The following is a 17,671-nucleotide window of genomic DNA, read 5'->3' as shown; positions in this document are numbered from 1 at the left end:
GCAGACCACGAAGCAGACCGCTGATCGGTCGGGTCATCCGACTGATCCGACTGATCCGACTGATCCGACTGCTATCGACGGCCTTATGGCCTGACGCTGGCACGCCTGACCGCCCCGCCCTCGCGTCTTCCTGCCGGCGGCGTGAATTGCCGCGCAGCGGCAAGACAGGCCGCCATTCTTTCTGGTATTTGCCTTCTTCGCGCCTTCGCGTCTTCGCGTGCGGAAAAGAGAGGGGCGGACACGCAGGTCCGCCCCTAAAAATTCGACTGTTCTCGACGGTGTCCGCGCTTATTTCTTGCGTTCGGGGAGGATGCGCTGGTAGTCCCGCTCGGCGAAGCCGAAGTCGGACTGCTCGCCGTACACAAAATATGCGAAGCGCATCCCATCAATACGGCCGCTACTGAAGCCCAGCTGGCCGTAGCTCGGCGCACCGCCATCCCAGAAGGAGATGTTGTCAAAGGGGGTGACCGCCACGCAGCTGTGGGCCCAGCCTTTGCCGCGCAGGGCGAACCACTGCGGCTTGCTGTTTTTGCCGGCGATGCCGGCGCCATCGCCGTGGCTGCCGTCCATTTCCACGCGGTTGCCCTTGTCGTCGAGGTAGCTTGCCGGCAGGGTGTAGAAGCCGCGGCTGTATAGGCCACCGGCGGTTTTATCGAGTTCGGCATCGACGTAGAAGCGTCCCGGCAGGAGCGTGTAGGTCTTGGTGTAGGTCGCACCATTGCGCAGAGTCTTATTGACCACGATCACGCAGCAGGCCGGGCCATTGCGGAGCACGTCCACGCGGTTGAGCGTGGCCTGTTCCTCGCTTGACCAGCCCGTTGCCGCCGACGACACCAGCAGCGACGTCAGGAAGTCCGGTCCACCGCCATAGCGCCGTCCGGGCATGAGGTCCATGATCTGGCCATCGCGGAATGCCGCCGTGTAGGTCTCGCCGCGGTACTCACCGCTGCCCATCGCATCGCCCGGCACATACACCGGCCCACCGCCCTTGCGCATCGGCGACGCGGCGTCTTTGCCGACGACCTTGAACTGCTGCGCAACCCCCGCCGGCGCGTCGTAGGAGAAGCTCAGCATACCGCGCACATTCTCCTTGCCGTCATAATTGGTCCCGGGATCGAACTGTGCAAAGGGCAGCGTGCGGTAGCTGCCATCCGCCTGCAACTGCAGCACGCGCACGCTCGCCGCGGACAAACTGCCGTCGGCGGGCAGCGCGTCGGCAAAGTCGATGGCCATACTCACCGGCTCAAGCTCGGCGGCGTGGGGCGTGCCCGGCAATTCAATGGCCTTGACCACCGGCCACTGCGCCTGGTCAAGCGGAATGTCCTGCAGCCAGCTGTGCGCATTGTCCGCCAGACGCAGGTCCTCGCCGTTGCGACCGCTGATCTTGGCATAAAACAGGTGCTGACCGGCGAGAGTCGCCACCGGCACCGCGATGCTCAGCTCGCGGCTGCTGCCAGGGCGCAGCCACCACAGCGACTTGGACGCCAGCTGCCCAGCCACATCCGGCGAATCCGCCGCGATCGTCACCGTCGCAAACATGCCGGCGCGACCGCTGTTGCTGAGGCGCAGCACGCAGTCGAGGTCGCTGCCGTTGGTGCTCATCGTCGCGCTGACGAGTTCCAAGCGGTAGTCCGGCTGTTTGGCTGGGGCACCGCAGAGTACTTCGTAGTTGCCGGCGCCGGGGAGGACCAGCTGCTGGTCGCGGCGTTCCCACGCGACCTGCGCCTGGCGCTGATTGTCGTCATTGAGCGCGTACACCAGCGTCGAGCGCCAGGACCAGCCCTTCAGGAAGGACTCGGGAATGACCACTTCGCCGGCGCCACTGGCGCTGACCCGCAGGAGGTTCTTGCCGGTGGCTTTGACCGTGACCATGCTGACCACGCCGCTCGTGCCGTCCATACGCGGCAGCGGATCGACGGCCTTACAGGCAAAATAGAAGTCGTCGGTCTGCACTTCCGAGCAGTAGTGATTGTCGCGCCAGACCATGCTCTGACGGATATTCGGGCCATCCACGGCAAAGCCCTCCTGCGGCAACGCGTAGGAGCGGCCTTTCACCGTGACCTCGCGGACATCGGCGGCGAAGTTGACCACGATTTCGGTGCCGTCGCCGAAGACCGTCTTCTGCACACAATGGTCGTCACTGACGAACTCATGGGAGAGCATCTCTTCCATGCCGACGGCCTCATGCAGTTTGCTGGTATGGAAGTAGCTGCGCAGGAAGGACGAGCGATCGTGGGTCCAGGTGCCCTCCCGAATCCAGAAGGTCGGGATGCTCACATAGAGGATATTAAGCAGGTCCTTGCGCGGCGTCACTTCCGGCGCGGCCTCAATCAGAAAATCCGTTGCGTCGCCCCAGTACCAAGTCGTGACGATGCAGTCATGGAAGACCAAGTCCCACAGCGGTATGCGGTAGTAGGGCCCGACGCCGTACTTCTCGTAAAGCTTGAAACGCGTGGTCGGCTTGTCGGGATTGCTCGGGTCATGCTCCTTGTTCTTGGGGCGCTTGAGATAGCCAGCCGGCCAGGAATAGTAGGAGTGGCTGCCAGATTGCATGCCCTCGATATAATGGAGGTTCTTGGCGCACCACCACCTGCCATGCTCACCGCCGGCAACCAGATTCAAGTTGCCCTCGCCCCAATTGCCGAAATACGCACACATGCCTTCGCTGTAACGGCGCTTGTCACTACGCGTCATGGGGTGTTCCGGATCATAGCATTCATAGAGTCCCTCCGCCGTGGTCACGTCCAGAAACCGCGCTTCGTAGGGATATTTGGCGAGGTCGGCCGGAACGACCTTCTTGGCGGCGTCAAGCATTAACGCCGTACAGCGTTTCAACGATACCTTCGATTTGTCAAAGGTCGCCCAGGCCGTCATCGGCTCGCCATTGGCACGCTTGACGGCGTGCTCTGGCAATGGCGCGCTGCGGTGGTCGATGTTTTCGCTGTCCTCCCACAGGTCCGTGTAGATGTCATAGCGACCGGGGAGGAAGCCCATGCGGGACATCTCAGCCATATCCGCCGGTGGGCATGCCCCATTGATGAGCAACTTGTCAATGCCCTGCGCCTTGGCGCTACGCGCAAAAGCGAGGTAGTTGCCGCCCCAGATATCCGCTGCGCCCATGAGCTTGAAGACATTGGGATTATGCCGGGCTTTCTCCTTCAGGGTAACGATATAGCCCTTAGCCGCGGCACGGGCCCGCCAGGCCTTGGCCACGGCGACATAGCTGCCCTCGGCGACAAAATAAAAACAGTACACGCGGCTGTCTTTGCCGAAGGTCTGCATGGTCGGCAGCCAGCGGACCTGCGGTACCCGCGTGGTCGCCTCGCCATCGGCCATCTTGTGCATCACCAGCATGCCGTCCTCACAGCTGTCAACAAAGAGGCCATAGCCATAGCCGGCGACCCTGTCGACCATGCCGATGAAAGGCAGATCGTTCGCCGTGCTCAGACGCGAACGCATGAAAGGCTCTTCATGTAGCGGATAAAGATGGCCGGTGCTGTTGTCCGCCGTGGCCATGCCGCCATGCTCGCCAGGGACCTTGAAACCGACAATGTCCGGATACTCGCCCTTGAACTCAGCCGTCCCGTCCAAGGCGGTGACGCTCAGCCGCAGTTCCGGCGTATCGCCGATGACTTCGCTGCGCACCCGCACCGCCGGCTGGCCAAACTGCTCCCAGAGGTACTCGATGCCATTTCCGTCGCTCAACCGCGTGACGTTCTGGAAGGCGTCCTTCGCCTCGGGCGCAACCGCGCCAGCGGCAGTGGTTGCTGCCGTCGCCACCAACACCAACGGCTGGTAACTCTCGACCTTGCCATGCTGCCAGCCCTCTGGGTAGTAAATTTGGCCCTGGCGTCCTTGGTCGTCATCGGCGTCGTTGACGCCCAGGGAAAACATCACGGTTGTCGCCTTGTCACCACCGGCGCTGATGCCCAGCGCCGTCAAAGGCACGGCCAGCTTGACGCTATAACCGCCGGTGACCACCGCCGCCGCGACCGTCGCCTCGGCGACCACCGTTTTGTCCCGCCGCACCAGCTTGGCCGCGCCCGGCTGGGGATAGAGCGCGTACTGCGCCTTGCCCAGCCAGAATTCGACGGAGTCGGCCTGCCACCAGTCGGCATTGCCTCCGGCCGGCTGGAAGACATCATCGCGCACGACAATGTCCAGGAAAAATGTGTCTGCCGTCCAGCCCAGCTGGAATTCGGCCGAGCAGTCGGCAGCGTCACTGACATGCCGAGCGTCGCCGAGCATCGTGTGCTTGATGCTCTGTTTTGGCGCCTGGGCGAGCTCGTCCCCGCTCGTCATTTTCACCAGCTGCAGGGGCACGCGTGGTGCCGGCAGATCGCCGCCCTGCTCCCACCGGCGGCCGAGCCGCTTGTCGACGACCTCGTAGCGCCCACTGACGGCATCGACGCTTACATCCAGCACCTCATTGCCAAAGCGCCAAGTCTCCGCCCAGCTCATGCTGCCAACAGCCGCCAACAACAACAGCCAATTTTTCATTTGTCATACCTCATTTTAATTGTCATTCAAGCATGCAAACTCTGCTCGGGGCCAGTCCACAATCTCAGGCGGGCAGCTCTTTGAGCACCCGTTCCACCAGCGCGACATCGAACTCGACCATGTCGTCGCGATCCTGGCGATTGATACCGACATTGATGACATCGCCCGGCTTGATATGCCGGAGTGCGTACTCAATGCCCATGGCCGCGTCAAGCCGGCCGGCACCGAGTATCTTGTAGGCGATGCAGGGCTTGGGCAAAAAGCGAATGAGCTCCGTCGCCCGAAACACGTCCTCCAGCCGGAAACGGTCGCCGCCCGTCGTGTGGACGCTGCCGCAGTTGAAGAAGGGCACGACATGGAAGTCCACCAGGTCGAGCTCATGCACCCAATAGTGGGCCTCGACGGCGTGCGCCGCCACGCCGACCGGCAGGCCCTTGCTCTGCGCGTAACTGACCCAGGCGCGTAAGGTCGCCGCGTCCTGCTTTTCATACAACGCGTCAGTCAAGGCACCATGAACGTAGAGTGCGCGGCAGCCCCCAGCCACGACCTGGTCTATCGCCTTTTCCATGCTGCCGATCGTGCGGAAGGACACCTGCGCCAGCCACTGCATCGGCCCCCCGGCGGCCCGGTAGCGCTCCACTGACTGCACCACATGTGGCGTTTCGTTGTTGGTGACAAAGGCATTGATGCCCGCCTGCCAGGCGCGCTCCCAAGTCTCCAGAATGCGCTCCGGCGTGTGATAGCGCTTCATGCCTTCCGAGCGTTCCGCACTCTGGTGGCTGAAACCGCCAAAGGGATTCGCACCAATCAACATCCGCGTTAGACTCATTCCACAAAAATCAACTGTCGGCAACATGCCCGTTCTCCTGCTTTTGCCTGTTCCTTGCTATCGCCCGACAGCACTTAGGAGCTGTTCGATAATAACATTTACAACTATACCCGCGCCCGCTGAAGGCGTCCATCCTCGCGAAAGCAGCCTGCCAAGGGGCGATAGTGCAAGCAAGAAAAGTGAGTTCCATTGCCCCTTTGGCCCCTGTCAGCTTCGCCGACTGGGGCCAAAGGGGCCGAGGAACACGAACATTATCGCCGTTATACCCAGGGCGGCGCACGCTTTCAGCGTGCTTGCCCTGGGCTGGTATGTTTCGCGCTTTCAGCGCGTCTGCCGCTTCGCGGCGAGGAAAATAGTGACCGGTGGCAAGGCATTTCGGCAAAAAACGTCTGCGTTGAAAAGTGTAAACGTAATTAATGAACGACTCCTTACAGCCCGCGGATGTATTCCACCAGCAAGGCGACGTACTGCTCAAGATTCGCCAGGTCGACAAACTCGTCCACGCTGTGTGCGCCGCCGCCGCGAACGCCGATCACGCCCACGGGCACGCCCATGCCCTTCATATGCCGCGCGTCCGTCGCCCCGCACATCTTGCCCAAGCCGACCTTGCGCTCGGGAAATGCCCGCTGCATCACGGCCAGGAGGCTCTGCAACGCCGGGCTCTTTTCGTCCGAATACAGCGGCATACTGCAATGCCCGGGCTCGACCTCCAGGCCGCTCAACTCGCGGGCCATCGCGATGATCGCGTCGTAATCGGCATCGGCAATAAAGCGGAAATTGATGGTCATCTCGGCCATATCGGGAATCTGGTTATTGGCATGGCCGCCCTGGATTTTGCAGACCGCCATGGTGTTGTGCCAGTTGTCGTCCTTGCTGACTGACGGCCAGGCCTGCCGAATGCGCAGGTAGCCGTCAATCAACTTGTCAATCGCGTTGTCGTAATCCCATGGCCGCGATGAATGGCCGGCGCGGCCCCGGGCCAGCAGACGCACGGCGAAATTGCCCTTCTGAGCGATGGTCAGCGTGTAGGCCCCCGAATCCAGCACCAGCGCGACTTTACGGGCCACGTAGCCCCTGGCGACCATCGCCGCCGTCGTCTCGCCGCCGATCTCCTCGTCGGCCGTGAATATGGCACCGACGCTGGCGCGGCCCTTGAGTGCGCAGAGCACTTTGGCGATGCACACGGCGTTGCCGAAGCAGTCGACGGAACCACGGCCGTAGAGATTGCCGCCTTCCACCCGCGGCGTGAACATGGCGTCATCTGCCGGCACCACATCGAGATGGGCATTGAGCAGCACATCCTGGCATTTGCCGGGCTTGGTCGCGGCGTAAAGCACCTTCCGTTCGCCGACGAGCTCCATGGTGCAATGCAGGCCTGCGGCGGTCAGACGCTCATGCATCAACTCCTGTGCCTGATTCACGCGCGTAATGGCGGTGCTCTCGGGCCGGCAGGCCATCAAGGCAGTGATGAGTTCAACGCTATCCAACATAACAACTCCTCGTAGGTTCGGGCGGAACGGCTCCGGCGCCTGCCGGTAAACAGAAGCCCGCAACAAGGACTTGTCGCGGGCTTCAGAAAAACTAAGCAACCATCAGCAGCACGGCTCAGTAGCGCTTATGGAAAGACGGCCGATAGACCCGCCAAGTGGAGTCCTGATTCTTCTGCCAGATGTATTCAGGAGCAATGATCGGCTCCCAGCCGAAGGGGAAGGTGACCACTTCGACGACGCCAACCGCCTCGCGGCAGAGGAAACGCCAGAGCCCCAGACCCACGCCCTTGGTTACGCCCGGGAGGTCGCCTTCTGATTCGGTGACACGCATGATATTCGCGGGCACTTCAAAAACACCAAAGAGAACGTTGCTGAGGCCACGCCCAAGCTGATCCACCGGCCGCCGCACCGCGATGGGATCGAGCTTCATGTCGTCATCCGAGGGATCCCAGCCGACTATGCCGGCGACAAAATCGCCAACTTCGGCGCCTTTGACGCTGGCATAGACATGAACCAGCGCCAGATGCAACTGCGCGCGGAAATCCCAACGATCACGGGGAAAATAAGCGCCGTCGTCGGACTCGCTGCTCACTTTGCGCTCCGGTCCGTAGGCCACCGTGGCGTAGCGGCCTTCATGCTTGTTGAGAATCGGTTCCTTTTCGTAGAACTGGATAAGCCACAGCGGTGGGATGAAATGGGGAAAATCCACGCCTTTGACGTTGGCGGTGTAGGCGCCGAGCTGGCCGTATTCCGTCAACGCCACTTCCGCGCCGATGCCCGGCCCGCCACCGATACCGCAGCGCAGGACGTCAAAGACGTCCGAAATGCGGTTCCAGATGTACAACTCGCCTTTGACAAAGAAGCTGTTGACATCAAGTTCTTCCCTTTCGTCCTGGGCCCACGCTGCCAAGCTTGTCATACACGCAGCCACGACCAAACAACGAAACGCCACTCCGATACGATTTGTGCCCATCATATCATGCCTTTATGGTTACGAGTTACACCCATTTACGCCTAGTCACGACGAAGCCTCGCCGTAATGCGGCCCCTGTCTGCAGTGACATAAAAACTGCATCCACGCCTTCCTGATGGTACATGACCACCCCGTGGATTTCAAAGGGCCTAATATACCCATAGCCCTATTCAAAAAGCAAGTGTCGGGGCCAAAGAAAAAACACATTCGGCAATCGATCAGCCATTGAGAATGGACGCACGGCATGCCGCCGACGTCAACCCCAGGTAAGCAAGTGAGTTCCATTGCCTCTTTGGCTCCAGTCAGCTTCGCCGACTGAAGCCAAAGAGGCTGTGGAACACGGACCAATATGGCGCGCTACCCAGGGCGGCGCGCGCCTTCGGCGCCGCTTGCCCTGGGCTGGTATGCTTCGCGCTTTCAGCGCTTCTGCCGCTTCGCGGCCTGGGATGCCTGGCGCGCGCCAGGCTCCGCCTGCTGACATCTGGCGACGGCGCGGGCTAAAAGCCCGCACCACGGTTGTGACAGGGGCGCGCCTTGGGCCGCCTGTTGCTCTATGACTCAATTATCAATGGCTGACCGATTAGCGGGCATTTCACCTCTTTGCCTCAAAGCGATCCACGTTCGCTACGGATTAGCGCCCCGCCCGACGGCGTCATTCATGCAGGTTCCACTGCCCTGGCACGCCACTGAAGAACCAACAGCCCCGGCCGGGGCGGAGCTGGTCAAGACGCATGGAAGTAGCCCCATCGTTCTGATAGCCCGTGACCCACTGCGCGCCGCCGGCCGGATTCCGCGGTACGGGCCGCGACCAGTCACTGCCAAGGGCCGTCCAACCGGCTGGATAGGCCAGCTGGCCGTCCGGCGCCTGCCAACCCGACAGTGCCCAGTGCAAGTCCTGACCGTTGTCAACCACGAAGGCCCACGCGGCACTGAAAGCCGGCAGATCGGCAAGGCTGCTCAAGCGATAGCCAGCGGGCGTCCAGCGCCAAAGCTGCCCGATCGCCTCGGGAATGGACGCTGTCACCCGCGAATACAACGGCAGGCCGAGAAAATTCCAGCCGGGCCGCAGCGCTAGTACGGCCGTTTTCGGTTCGGCGCTGAGCCAGTGGCGGGACGGCAACGCCTGCTCGAAACCATGCCAGCGCAGGGAAAATCCAAGCACGCCATCGGCGGACGGGTTATCCACCCCGCGCAACGACAGAGCTGCGAGAGCACCTTCTGGGCCATCTTCGCGCAGGAACAGCCACGAACGCGTGGCAACATCGTCCCAGCGCCGGGCAGCGGCGCCCGTACCGTCATCGGCCAGGCCCAATGCCCAACCGGAAGGCAGCGCGCAGGAAACTATCCAGGCGTCCGGCGTAGCGTCGGCCGTCCTGACCTGCAACTGCCAGCCGAGGGTGTTTTCGTAAGCCGGCACGTAACGCGAGCGGCCAAACTGCGGCTCCAGCCAACAGCCCGCAACCAAGTCCATAGCCACGTCAAGTTGCACGGTCGCACCTGCCGCTATTGAAACGGAGTGGACAGTGTCGGCATATCCCGGCGCCGATATGGTCAGCTGCCACGTCCCGGGCGACAACGTGCGGTGGAAGCGCCCCTGGCAGTCACCAAAGGTGTCCTGCGTACCACTGATACGTATCTGCGCATGTGGCACTGGCCGCCCGCTGGCGCGGTCGCGGATCTGTCCGGCGACGCCGGCAAGGGCCTGCTCCGCCCAGCCCAGCAGCGCTTCGCGGTTCTCCTGCCACAAGCGCTCCAGGTGGGCGGCACTGGTACTTTCCTTATCCGGCCCCATCAATTCGACGGTCATGGCCAGCGTGCCCAGATAACGGTACTGCCAATCGGCGAATTCGCCATCACAGCGGTACCACTCGGAGCTATTGATGACGTCGCTTTTGGCCATCGCCGTATTGGTCGTGGCGTAATTCCTGGCCAAGCTCCGGAACAGCGTGTCATCGGGCGTAGCCGAGTAGTAATTCGTCACAATCCCCGCCGCGTTGTTGCCGTAGGGATAGCACACCAGTCGTGCGCCGGTGTGCATATGCAACGCCGCGGAGAAGCGCCGCGAGGCGCACCAGCGCATCAAGGCCCGCGTCTCCAGCTGCCGGCCGGCTTGATACAGCGGCGATGCCGCCGCGTAAGTGCCCAGGCCAGGTATCACAATGCCGTCGGGAAAATTCCGGTTGAGATCGATGTTCTTGGCATTTTGCCGGGTCACGGCGGCCACGCCGTCTGGGTTGACCATTGGCATGACCCAGATGGCGACCTTATCCAGCAGGGAGCGCACCCGTTCATCGCCGCCGGCATGGGCCGCCAGCAGATATTCGGCGAAACCCAAAGCCAGCATGGCTCCGGGCCGCTCATCGCCATGTATGGCGCCGGTCAGCAGCAACTCCGGGACTGCGGTATCGCCTTGAAGCGCGCCAATACGCAGCGCGAGCATGTCCCGTCCTTGCGTGGATTGCCCGACGTAGTCCGGCCGGCAAATGGTCCAATTCTGGGCGGCCAGGGCCAGCAGCCGCTCGTTTATCGCCGTGTCGCTCAAGTACAGCGGGTTGACGCTGCGCCGCTGTGCCGGGAGGTACTCGCTGGCGACGAGGACGAGGTCGTCCTGCTGTAGTTGCTGCCATTGTTCCTCGCTCAACTCCAGCCAGACCACGCCGTTCTGGATGGACGTGATGTCCAGCCCCTGCGCGTACAATGCCTGGAGCTCCTCCGCGCTGCGGTATTGCACGCCGACGCGCCAGGGCGTCGCCGTCCCGACGGGTATGTCGTCCACCGGCGCAACAGCGGGCACGTCCGTGCGACGGGAGGTACCGCCCTCCTCGACGCCGTTGTTGGCCCACTGGCCGATCACGGCGTCCCGACTGGCGGGCAGACCGCCGGCGTCATGCCAGTCATAAAGAAACTGCAGTAGCTCCTGGTGACTGAGCAGGCCATCAGCATCCGCATCCGGTTCGGCGTAAGTCACGAGTCGGTAGGCAACGGCGAGGTAGCCAAGCTCGGCGGCGTGGTACAAACAGCGCGCTTCGGTGACGCCCGCTGCGGCTGGCTGACCAACGCAGCGCCCGTCGTCCAGCAACGTCAGGCCGGCCGGCGCCGTGCCGGCGACGCCCACACAACGATAGGCTGCTTGCGCATACTGCGGCGGGAGTGACAACGGCAGGTCGTAGTCCCGTCCGACAAAGAACTCCACCATCTCGCCCTGCGCCTCCTCTGGGGCCACGACGTCAATGCTTAGCGCGAAATCACGCGCCAGGCCGGGCGCAGTCTGCGGTATGCTATGTACCTGCACCTCGTAGTGGCCAAGACCAACGGCCGTACCACTGAGCACACCATCAGCATTCAGAGCAATGCCCTCCGGGAGAGCCCCCGACGCCAGCGACCACTCGGCCGCGCCAGAACTAAGCGCAAGCGCGACTGTCGCCGGCCAGCCGCTGGGGAGTTGCACCTGTGGCGTCAGCAGCATCGGCCCCAGGCTGATGTCGCTGAGGTAGAAGGGAGCGGCTGCGTCCAGCACCGACAGGCTCACGGTATTGTACTCGCCGTCTATCCGCAAGGTAACGATACCCTCGGCATTGGTCCGACCAGCTGCCAGTCGCACACCGTCGGTCGCCTGCACGCACACTGCCGCGCCAGCCAGGGCCGCGGCGTTACCGGCGACCGTCACGGACACGGTCAGCAGCTCGGCGCCATCGGCGGCGACCGCGACGGCGTGGGACACCGTCATGGGCACCAGCTGCCGCAGACGTGCCACCTGCGAGGCGTCGCCAAAGACATGCATCTGCTTGGCAAAATATTCGGCAGGGGCGTCAACGCCTTCGAATTCACCGGGAATGCTACTGGCAGCCGCATAATCAACGCCCGCAAAGATGCCTGCCCAGCTGTAGGCGCCCATGCTCTGCAGCCGCTCCGCACTCATAGCGGCAACGGCGCGATCGGTGATTTCCTGCAGCAGGTAGATCGGTGGATTCCAGTAGGTCTCGCTGGTCGAGGCGATAACCGCAGCCGCGCCGTGCCGCTCGCCGCCGCCATCCGTGGCCTTGAAAAACGCCTCGGCCAGACAGTCGCTGGTATAGGCAAAATTGCCATTGTTACATACCGGCGACACAATAAACGGCAGCGCCATACCATTGCTCAGCGCCTTGGCCTGCGCGCTGCTGAAACCCGTCGTCGAAAAAGACGTATTCTGCCCGTGCCCGAGGTAATACAGCAGGCCCACGCCGTCGTTAAGGTGCGTAATGAGCGTGCTGGCGCTTGCCCCCGGATCGTACAGAGTCGGGCTGTCGGCGCTGATGCAACCAGCAGAAAGCAAGGTCTGGCGAAATTCATTCAGAAAGGCCCAGTCCTTTTTTCCCTCGGAAATGCCCTCGCTACCACTGGCGTCGCTGGCCATAAACAGTGCTCGCCCCGCATGCTCGTCGACCAGGGGCGCCTGCTCTTCGTAGCGGCGGAGTTTTGTCAATATCCGCCCGAGTTCAGCGCCGCTGGTGGCAGATAATCGGGACAAAAACAGGTCGGCGTAGACATCGTCGCCATCGACCCACGCGTAGGGAATGTCCGTGGTGGGAGGATACGCCTCGGGATTACTGACATGCGTGGACCGCTCGTACGGCGGCAGGTCTTTCTCGTCGCCGCAGAGCAGGACGTGACTGACAGTCTCGTTCTCGTACGCGCTCTGAACATAGGCTTTGATCGCCGCAGCGCCCGCACCCGTGTCAGTCGGATAGCCTGACACCAACACCCGGTAGCCCACCCGTTCCTTCCACGTCACAAAATCCACCAAGGCGTCCGTCCACGCATCGGGACACAACATTAGAATCGTCCCGACGCTCGCCGGCGCCGGCGCCGGCGCCGTCCGCAGCAGTCCGGCATTGATGAACGCGTCGCTCTGCAGCTGTGCGTATAGCGACTCGTCACTGAGCACGGGATAGTCTTCCGCGCGGCTCCCGGCGCAGCGCAAGGCCATGTCCAAGCGGGTATATACGCGCAACACCCCCGCAGCAGGTAGATACTGGAAAGGCGCGACCCGCGCCGCCAAGCCCGCCGCACCACGCAGCCGGTAGGTCTGCACTTCCGTCAGGACCTGCGCCGGAAAAGGCGCCGCGCCGCCATACACTGCGGGGTCCGGCGCGCACTCGAACGGCGCAGCTGACCGCAGCAGCATCCCGCAAGACGGCACGGGCGGCAGGCAGGGAATGTCCACATACTCGCTGGCAAGCAGCTGCAGCTCGTAATCGCCCAGCTCTGGCAACAGCAAGTCCACCCGATACACCGGCAGTTCGGGCTTGCCACGCAGCGCCAGGGGCCAGCCCGTCGCACTGCGAACCCGAGAAAAACGGCCGTCGTTGCGTTCGACCTCGCTGAGGTCATAGGCCTCGGCAACAAAACTGAACAGCGTGCAGTCCGGTCGTATTTCAGTGACCTGAAACAGCCCGTGGTGACCACGGCCGGTGCCATTGCGGCTGGCCGATACAGTGCCGGAGGTATTGGCAGAACCGGCGGCTGGCCTAAACGCAGCGGCTAAATCGCGTTCGGAGCCGGCCACCGGCAGCGTGGCGCGGCCAAGCGCGGGTGCCGCGCTGGGCGGCCGGGCGCTGATTTCCGGTGTATCTTCCCGGCCGGCGTGCGCGTTGTCCCTTGCCAGTCGCAGCATCATGCGCAGGCCCAGCAACAGGGCACATACCAGCAACAGCGGCAGCAGCCAGCCAGAACCACGTCGTTGTTTTTGTGGGACCTTCATCGGCCCTCCAGCCAGTTACGCAACCAGTCTACTCACGCGTTGCTCACTATCGCGTCAAAAAAACACCGGCGGCGGCCGGTGCTGGCAGCGCCGCCGCGACATCACAGTCCACCGGCAACCTCCAGAACCGTGCCCGTGATGTACTCGGATTCCTCACTGGCCAAAAACAACACCGCGTTGGCAATCTCCTCGGCACGGCCGAAGCGCTTCTGCGGCACCATCGCCTTGTAGGCCGCCAGCTGTTCCGGCGACAACGCGGCAATAAAGTCCGTATCGATAAAGCCTGGCGACACGCAGTTGGCCGTGATTTTGCGTTTGGCTACTTCCTTGCTCAACGACTTGATGAAAGCGACCTGCCCCGCCTTGGACGCCGCATAGTTGGCCTGGCCCTCGAAACCGATACGCCCCGAGGGCGAGGTAATGCCGATGATGCGCCCATAGCGGTTCCGCAGCATCCGCTGTACCGCCAGCTTGCTCATCACGTAAGTACCCGTCAGATTCACGTCAATGACTTTGCGCCAGGCATCCTCTGGCAGCATGGCCACCACGCCGTCCTGGCGAATACCGGCGCTGTTCACCAAAATATCCAGACGGTCGTGCCCCTGATCAAAATTGGCGAAAAACGCCTCGGCTTGCGCGTAGTCGGCCACATCGCAGCAAGCCAGCTGCAGTCGGTCGGCCGCATCGCCCGACTGAGCCGCAAAGGCCTCGGCGGCCTCGCGATTGCCACCATACACTGCCACCACGTTCGCTCCGGCTTTGAGCAGTGCCATGCTGATGGCCGCACCAATGCCGCGAGTGCCGCCTGTGACTACCGCCGTCTGCCCCGTGAAATCATAGCTGATCATGCCTGTCAGTCCTTATATCGAGTCTGCGTCACCGCTGGTTTCAACAAGAGAGTGAATAAACGCACGAACACCCGCAGGCAACCGCGCAGGGGGTAATATAAGAACATTTTGCACATTTGGTATGCCCAACGATATTTTCAGCCGCCGGCACGGTAATCGGTCACCCATTGATAACAGCCAGTTCGAGGGCACGCCTGGAACCGGTGGGGCTTCTTGGCAATCGACGGCAATCGACAGCAATCGACGGCAATCGACAGCAATCGACAGCAATCGACAGCAATCGACAGCAATCGACAGCAATCGACAGCAATCGACAGCAATCGACAGCAATCGACAGCAATCGACAGCAATCGACAGCAATCGACGGCAATAGGCACGGTGAGGATGGCGCCCTTGTGTCCGTTGCGGCTTGAAGCGGCGGCGTGGATTGCCGCAAAGCGGCAAGACATGCCGCCATCTTCTTTGCCTTTGTCTTCATCGCGGCTTCGCGGCTTCGCGTGAGACAAAAACACCTCTTTGCGGTGGCACGGCTGTTATCAATGGGTGACCGATTACCCGGCACGGTAATCGGTCAGTGTACACCCCGGCGCTTCGCTGGGACAATTTGCAGGAAACCCACGGCCCGCCGCCGCCCAGCCATCCGACCTTGATTTCCGCGACCTTTGCGGCAGCGGAGTCACAGCGGGCCCAGAGTAGCAGCGGCTTCCAGCCGCTGTGCGCACGGCTCGTGCGTCGGGGGAGACGGGTCGGGTACGGTCGGCCTGGATGACGACGACGGTTTAATGAGCCGTCTTGTCGGAGTGGGCGAGACGCCCACTCCACGGCCGCGAGACGACATCGGCAAGGAACCACCCCGGTGGGAAAAACACCAGGGACAATTTGCTTGACGGACGCCGGGGACTCCTGGGAGCGCCGCCGTCCCGGCGGCTTTTGAGCGCTGAAAGCGCGAAACATACCAGCCCAGGGCAAGCGACGCCGAAGGCGGAACCTAGCGCGCCCGTCATCCCTGGCCGCGGAGCGGCAGAAGCGCTGAAAGCGCGAAACATACCAGCCCAGGGCAAGCGACGCCGAAGGCGGAACCTAGCGCGCCCGTCATCCCTGGCCGTGGAGCGGCAGAAGCGCTGAAAGCGCGAAACATACCAGCCCAGGGCAAGCAGCGCCGAAGGCGGAACCTAGCGCGCCCGTCATCCCTGGCCGCGGAGCGGCAAAAGCGCTGAAAGCGCGAAACATACCAGCCCAGGGCAAGCAGCGCCGAAGGCGCGCGCCGCCCTGGGTAGCGCGCCATATTGGTCCGTATTCCTCGGCGCCTTTGGTCCCAGTCGGCGAAGCTGACTGGGGCCAAAGGCGCAATGGAACTCACTTGCTTATCTGGGGGTGACGTCGGCGGCTGACATCCATTATCAATCACTGACTGATTACCGGCCGCTCGAGAAAAGCGTTCGCGACGTTCTGGCAAATACCCGGCGACGGACTAGACTAGGCTGTTCCCGTCACACGACCCAGCCATCATCAGGGAGGACATTGCCATGACACCGAATAAGGAAGACATCCGTCTGCAACTTTGCCGCCTGCATTACGCCGTCGGCGCCAATGAATTTTTTGACGAACCCACCGTGCGCTTCGCCGCGGCCGCCGACCCGTGGTTCGAGCGTTTCCACGAGGTCATCGGGCCCTTTCACTGGACGCCCCAGGAGGCACTGACACAGGTCGCGCCAAATGCGACGGCGCGAACGGTGATCAGCTGGTGCATGCCCAAAACGCGCACGGCCCGGGAAAGCAATCGCCACGAACGCCAGCGCCCCAGCCTCGACTGGGCGCGGGCGCGTTCCTACGGCGAAGTCGCCAACGAGGCCATGCGCAAGCAGTTCTGCCGCTATCTGGAAGAAATGGGCTGCGTCGCCATGGCGCCGCATTCGCACATGAGTTATCCCGACGCGGTCAAGCGCCTGGCGAGCAACTGGTCGGAGCGGCACGTAGCCTTTGTCGCCGGCATGGGCACGTTCGGGCTCTCCGCCGGCCTAATCACCGAGCGGGGCATCGCCCACCGACTGGGCAGCGTCGTCACCGATCTGGCGCTGGAACCCGATCCACGACCGTATGGCGACGCCCCTTTCGCCTGGTGCAGCAAATGCGGCGCCTGCGCCCGCCGCTGCCCGGCCCATGCCATCGGCCCGGACTTCGTTGACCGCGACAAAGGCAAGTGCCTCAAATACGCCATTGAGCACATCAGCCCCGGCCGCCTCGAACGCTATGGCTGGATGGACCTACCCATCGGCTGCGGCCTCTGCCAGACCGCCGTACCCTGCGAATTTCAACGGCCACCACTGCCGCCAGAAGGACGTTAAGGGGCTGTTCGATAAATACCTTTACAGCTATACCCAGTCACCATGAAGTGGGGCGACAAAGCAAACAAAAAGAATGAGGTCCCATTGCCCATTCGGCACCAGTCAGCTGCGCCGACTGGTGCCGAATGGGCCGAGGAACACTGTCGTAATTGGCGTTTTTTCCAGGGCGGCGCACGCTTTCAGCGCTTCTGCCGCTTCGCGGCAAGTGACATAGTAGCCGGTGGCGAGGCATATCAGCAAAGAGCGTTGGCGTTGAAAGGTGTAACCGTAACTTGTGAACGGCTACTAAAGACTGCCGTTGAGAACAGCTCAGCATTAGCCACGGGAGCCACGCACAGGTACCCTGCCCTTCCTTACGGTGTTGCCATCAACGCCACGGCGATCTGCCCAGCAATATCGACCAGCGCGGCGTTGTAGGCGCCAACCAGGGTGCCGACGCTGTCGTCCGCCAGCGGCTGGCTGTAGGCAAAACGCAGCAGCTGGGACAGTTCGGGGCTATTGGGCGTCTCCAGATAGCAATAGCCGTCGGCGTTAAATATGCCATCGGCATCGGCATCGAACTGATGAAAAACCACAATGAGACTACGGCAGCCTCCTGACGCACGATGCTGGCGGTCAATGAGCAGTACCTCGTCACCCAGCAGCCGGGCGAGATTGCGCTCCAGGGCCGTCGCCGTCGCTACGCTGAGCTTTTCGCCCCAGAGATGATTGTCGGTGATGCACAGCTCATTGACAGGCCGGCGGCGGACGATTTCCGAGCGGTCGAGGTACTCCGGCAGGCGTAGCTGCCGCAGGACCACGGGCGATGGCGGCGTTCCTGGCGTGGCCGGCAGGGGCTGGAGCTCCTTCGCTGCCGACAGCAAGTAATAACGCGTCGGCGCCGAACGCATGCAGCCAAAGAAAAGCGCGGATGCCACAAACAGCAAGAGGGGCAGCATTTTCATCG

9 protein-coding genes are annotated in these 17,671 nt (G+C 62.4%); 1 reads left to right on the top strand and 8 read right to left on the bottom strand.

Features of this window, described 5'->3' with window-relative positions:
- Nucleotides 1–288: 288 nt before the first annotated feature.
- From J3R75_RS12230 to J3R75_RS12200, 7 genes are all read right to left on the bottom strand, one after another.
- Nucleotides 289–4,500, bottom strand: a complete 4,212-nt coding sequence (locus tag J3R75_RS12230) for a glycoside hydrolase (RefSeq protein WP_307261919.1) — start codon at nt 4,498–4,500, stop codon at nt 289–291.
- Nucleotides 4,501–4,564: 64 nt separating this feature from the next.
- Nucleotides 4,565–5,314: a hypothetical protein gene (locus tag J3R75_RS12225; protein ID WP_307261917.1), complete on the bottom strand. Its 750-nt coding sequence runs from the start codon at nt 5,312–5,314 to the stop codon at nt 4,565–4,567.
- A 443-nt stretch (nt 5,315–5,757) separates the two neighbouring features.
- Nucleotides 5,758–6,819, bottom strand: coding sequence for a M20 family metallopeptidase (locus J3R75_RS12220; RefSeq protein ID WP_307261915.1), 1,062 nt, complete (start codon nt 6,817–6,819; stop codon nt 5,758–5,760).
- Between the two features lie 115 nt (nt 6,820–6,934).
- On the bottom strand, nt 6,935–7,738 hold the full coding sequence (locus J3R75_RS12215; protein ID WP_307261913.1) for an exosortase system-associated protein, TIGR04073 family: 804 nt from the start codon (nt 7,736–7,738) through the stop codon (nt 6,935–6,937).
- A 706-nt stretch (nt 7,739–8,444) separates the two neighbouring features.
- Nucleotides 8,445–13,532 carry a M14 family zinc carboxypeptidase gene (locus J3R75_RS12210; RefSeq protein ID WP_307261912.1) on the bottom strand — a complete coding sequence of 1,696 codons (5,088 nt, stop codon included), beginning with the start codon at nt 13,530–13,532 and terminating at the stop codon, nt 8,445–8,447.
- A gap of 101 nt (nt 13,533–13,633) precedes the next feature.
- Nucleotides 13,634–14,380 (bottom strand): SDR family oxidoreductase, encoded by a 747-nt coding sequence (locus J3R75_RS12205; protein ID WP_307261910.1) that lies wholly within the window; start codon nt 14,378–14,380, stop codon nt 13,634–13,636.
- Between the two features lie 137 nt (nt 14,381–14,517).
- Nucleotides 14,518–14,886, bottom strand: a complete 369-nt coding sequence (locus J3R75_RS12200) for a hypothetical protein (RefSeq protein ID WP_307261909.1) — start codon at nt 14,884–14,886, stop codon at nt 14,518–14,520.
- A gap of 1,020 nt (nt 14,887–15,906) precedes the next feature.
- Between J3R75_RS12200 and J3R75_RS12195 the strand changes: the two genes are divergently transcribed.
- Nucleotides 15,907–16,725, top strand: a complete 819-nt coding sequence (locus J3R75_RS12195) for a hypothetical protein (protein WP_307261907.1) — start codon at nt 15,907–15,909, stop codon at nt 16,723–16,725.
- A gap of 353 nt (nt 16,726–17,078) precedes the next feature.
- Here J3R75_RS12195 and J3R75_RS12190 read toward each other — a convergent pair whose 3' ends face one another.
- A complete protein-coding gene (locus tag J3R75_RS12190) occupies nt 17,079–17,669 on the bottom strand; it encodes a PqiC family protein (RefSeq protein WP_307261905.1) in 591 nt (196 codons plus the stop codon).
- Nucleotides 17,670–17,671 lie beyond the last annotated feature (2 nt).

The sequence above is a fragment of the Oligosphaera ethanolica genome (assembly GCF_030814695.1).
In the GTDB taxonomy this organism is placed as follows: Bacteria; Verrucomicrobiota; Lentisphaeria; order Oligosphaerales; family Oligosphaeraceae; genus Oligosphaera; species Oligosphaera ethanolica.
The sequence above is the reverse complement of the archived record's forward strand: the minus strand, read 5'-3'. Positions and strand labels throughout refer to the sequence as shown.

Coding starts and splice junctions, on each gene's coding strand:
- J3R75_RS12190 (WP_307261905.1), bottom strand. CDS start 17,669: ATGAAAATGCTGCCCCTCTTGCTGTTTGTGGCATCCGCGCTTTTCTTT.
- J3R75_RS12230 (WP_307261919.1), bottom strand. CDS start 4,500: ATGAAAAATTGGCTGTTGTTGTTGGCGGCTGTTGGCAGCATGAGCTGG.
- J3R75_RS12225 (WP_307261917.1), bottom strand. CDS start 5,314: ATGTTGATTGGTGCGAATCCCTTTGGCGGTTTCAGCCACCAGAGTGCG.
- J3R75_RS12210 (WP_307261912.1), bottom strand. CDS start 13,532: ATGAAGGTCCCACAAAAACAACGACGTGGTTCTGGCTGGCTGCTGCCG.
- J3R75_RS12195 (WP_307261907.1), top strand. CDS start 15,907: ATGACACCGAATAAGGAAGACATCCGTCTGCAACTTTGCCGCCTGCAT.
- J3R75_RS12220 (WP_307261915.1), bottom strand. CDS start 6,819: ATGTTGGATAGCGTTGAACTCATCACTGCCTTGATGGCCTGCCGGCCC.
- J3R75_RS12215 (WP_307261913.1), bottom strand. CDS start 7,738: ATGACAAGCTTGGCAGCGTGGGCCCAGGACGAAAGGGAAGAACTTGAT.
- J3R75_RS12205 (WP_307261910.1), bottom strand. CDS start 14,380: ATGATCAGCTATGATTTCACGGGGCAGACGGCGGTAGTCACAGGCGGC.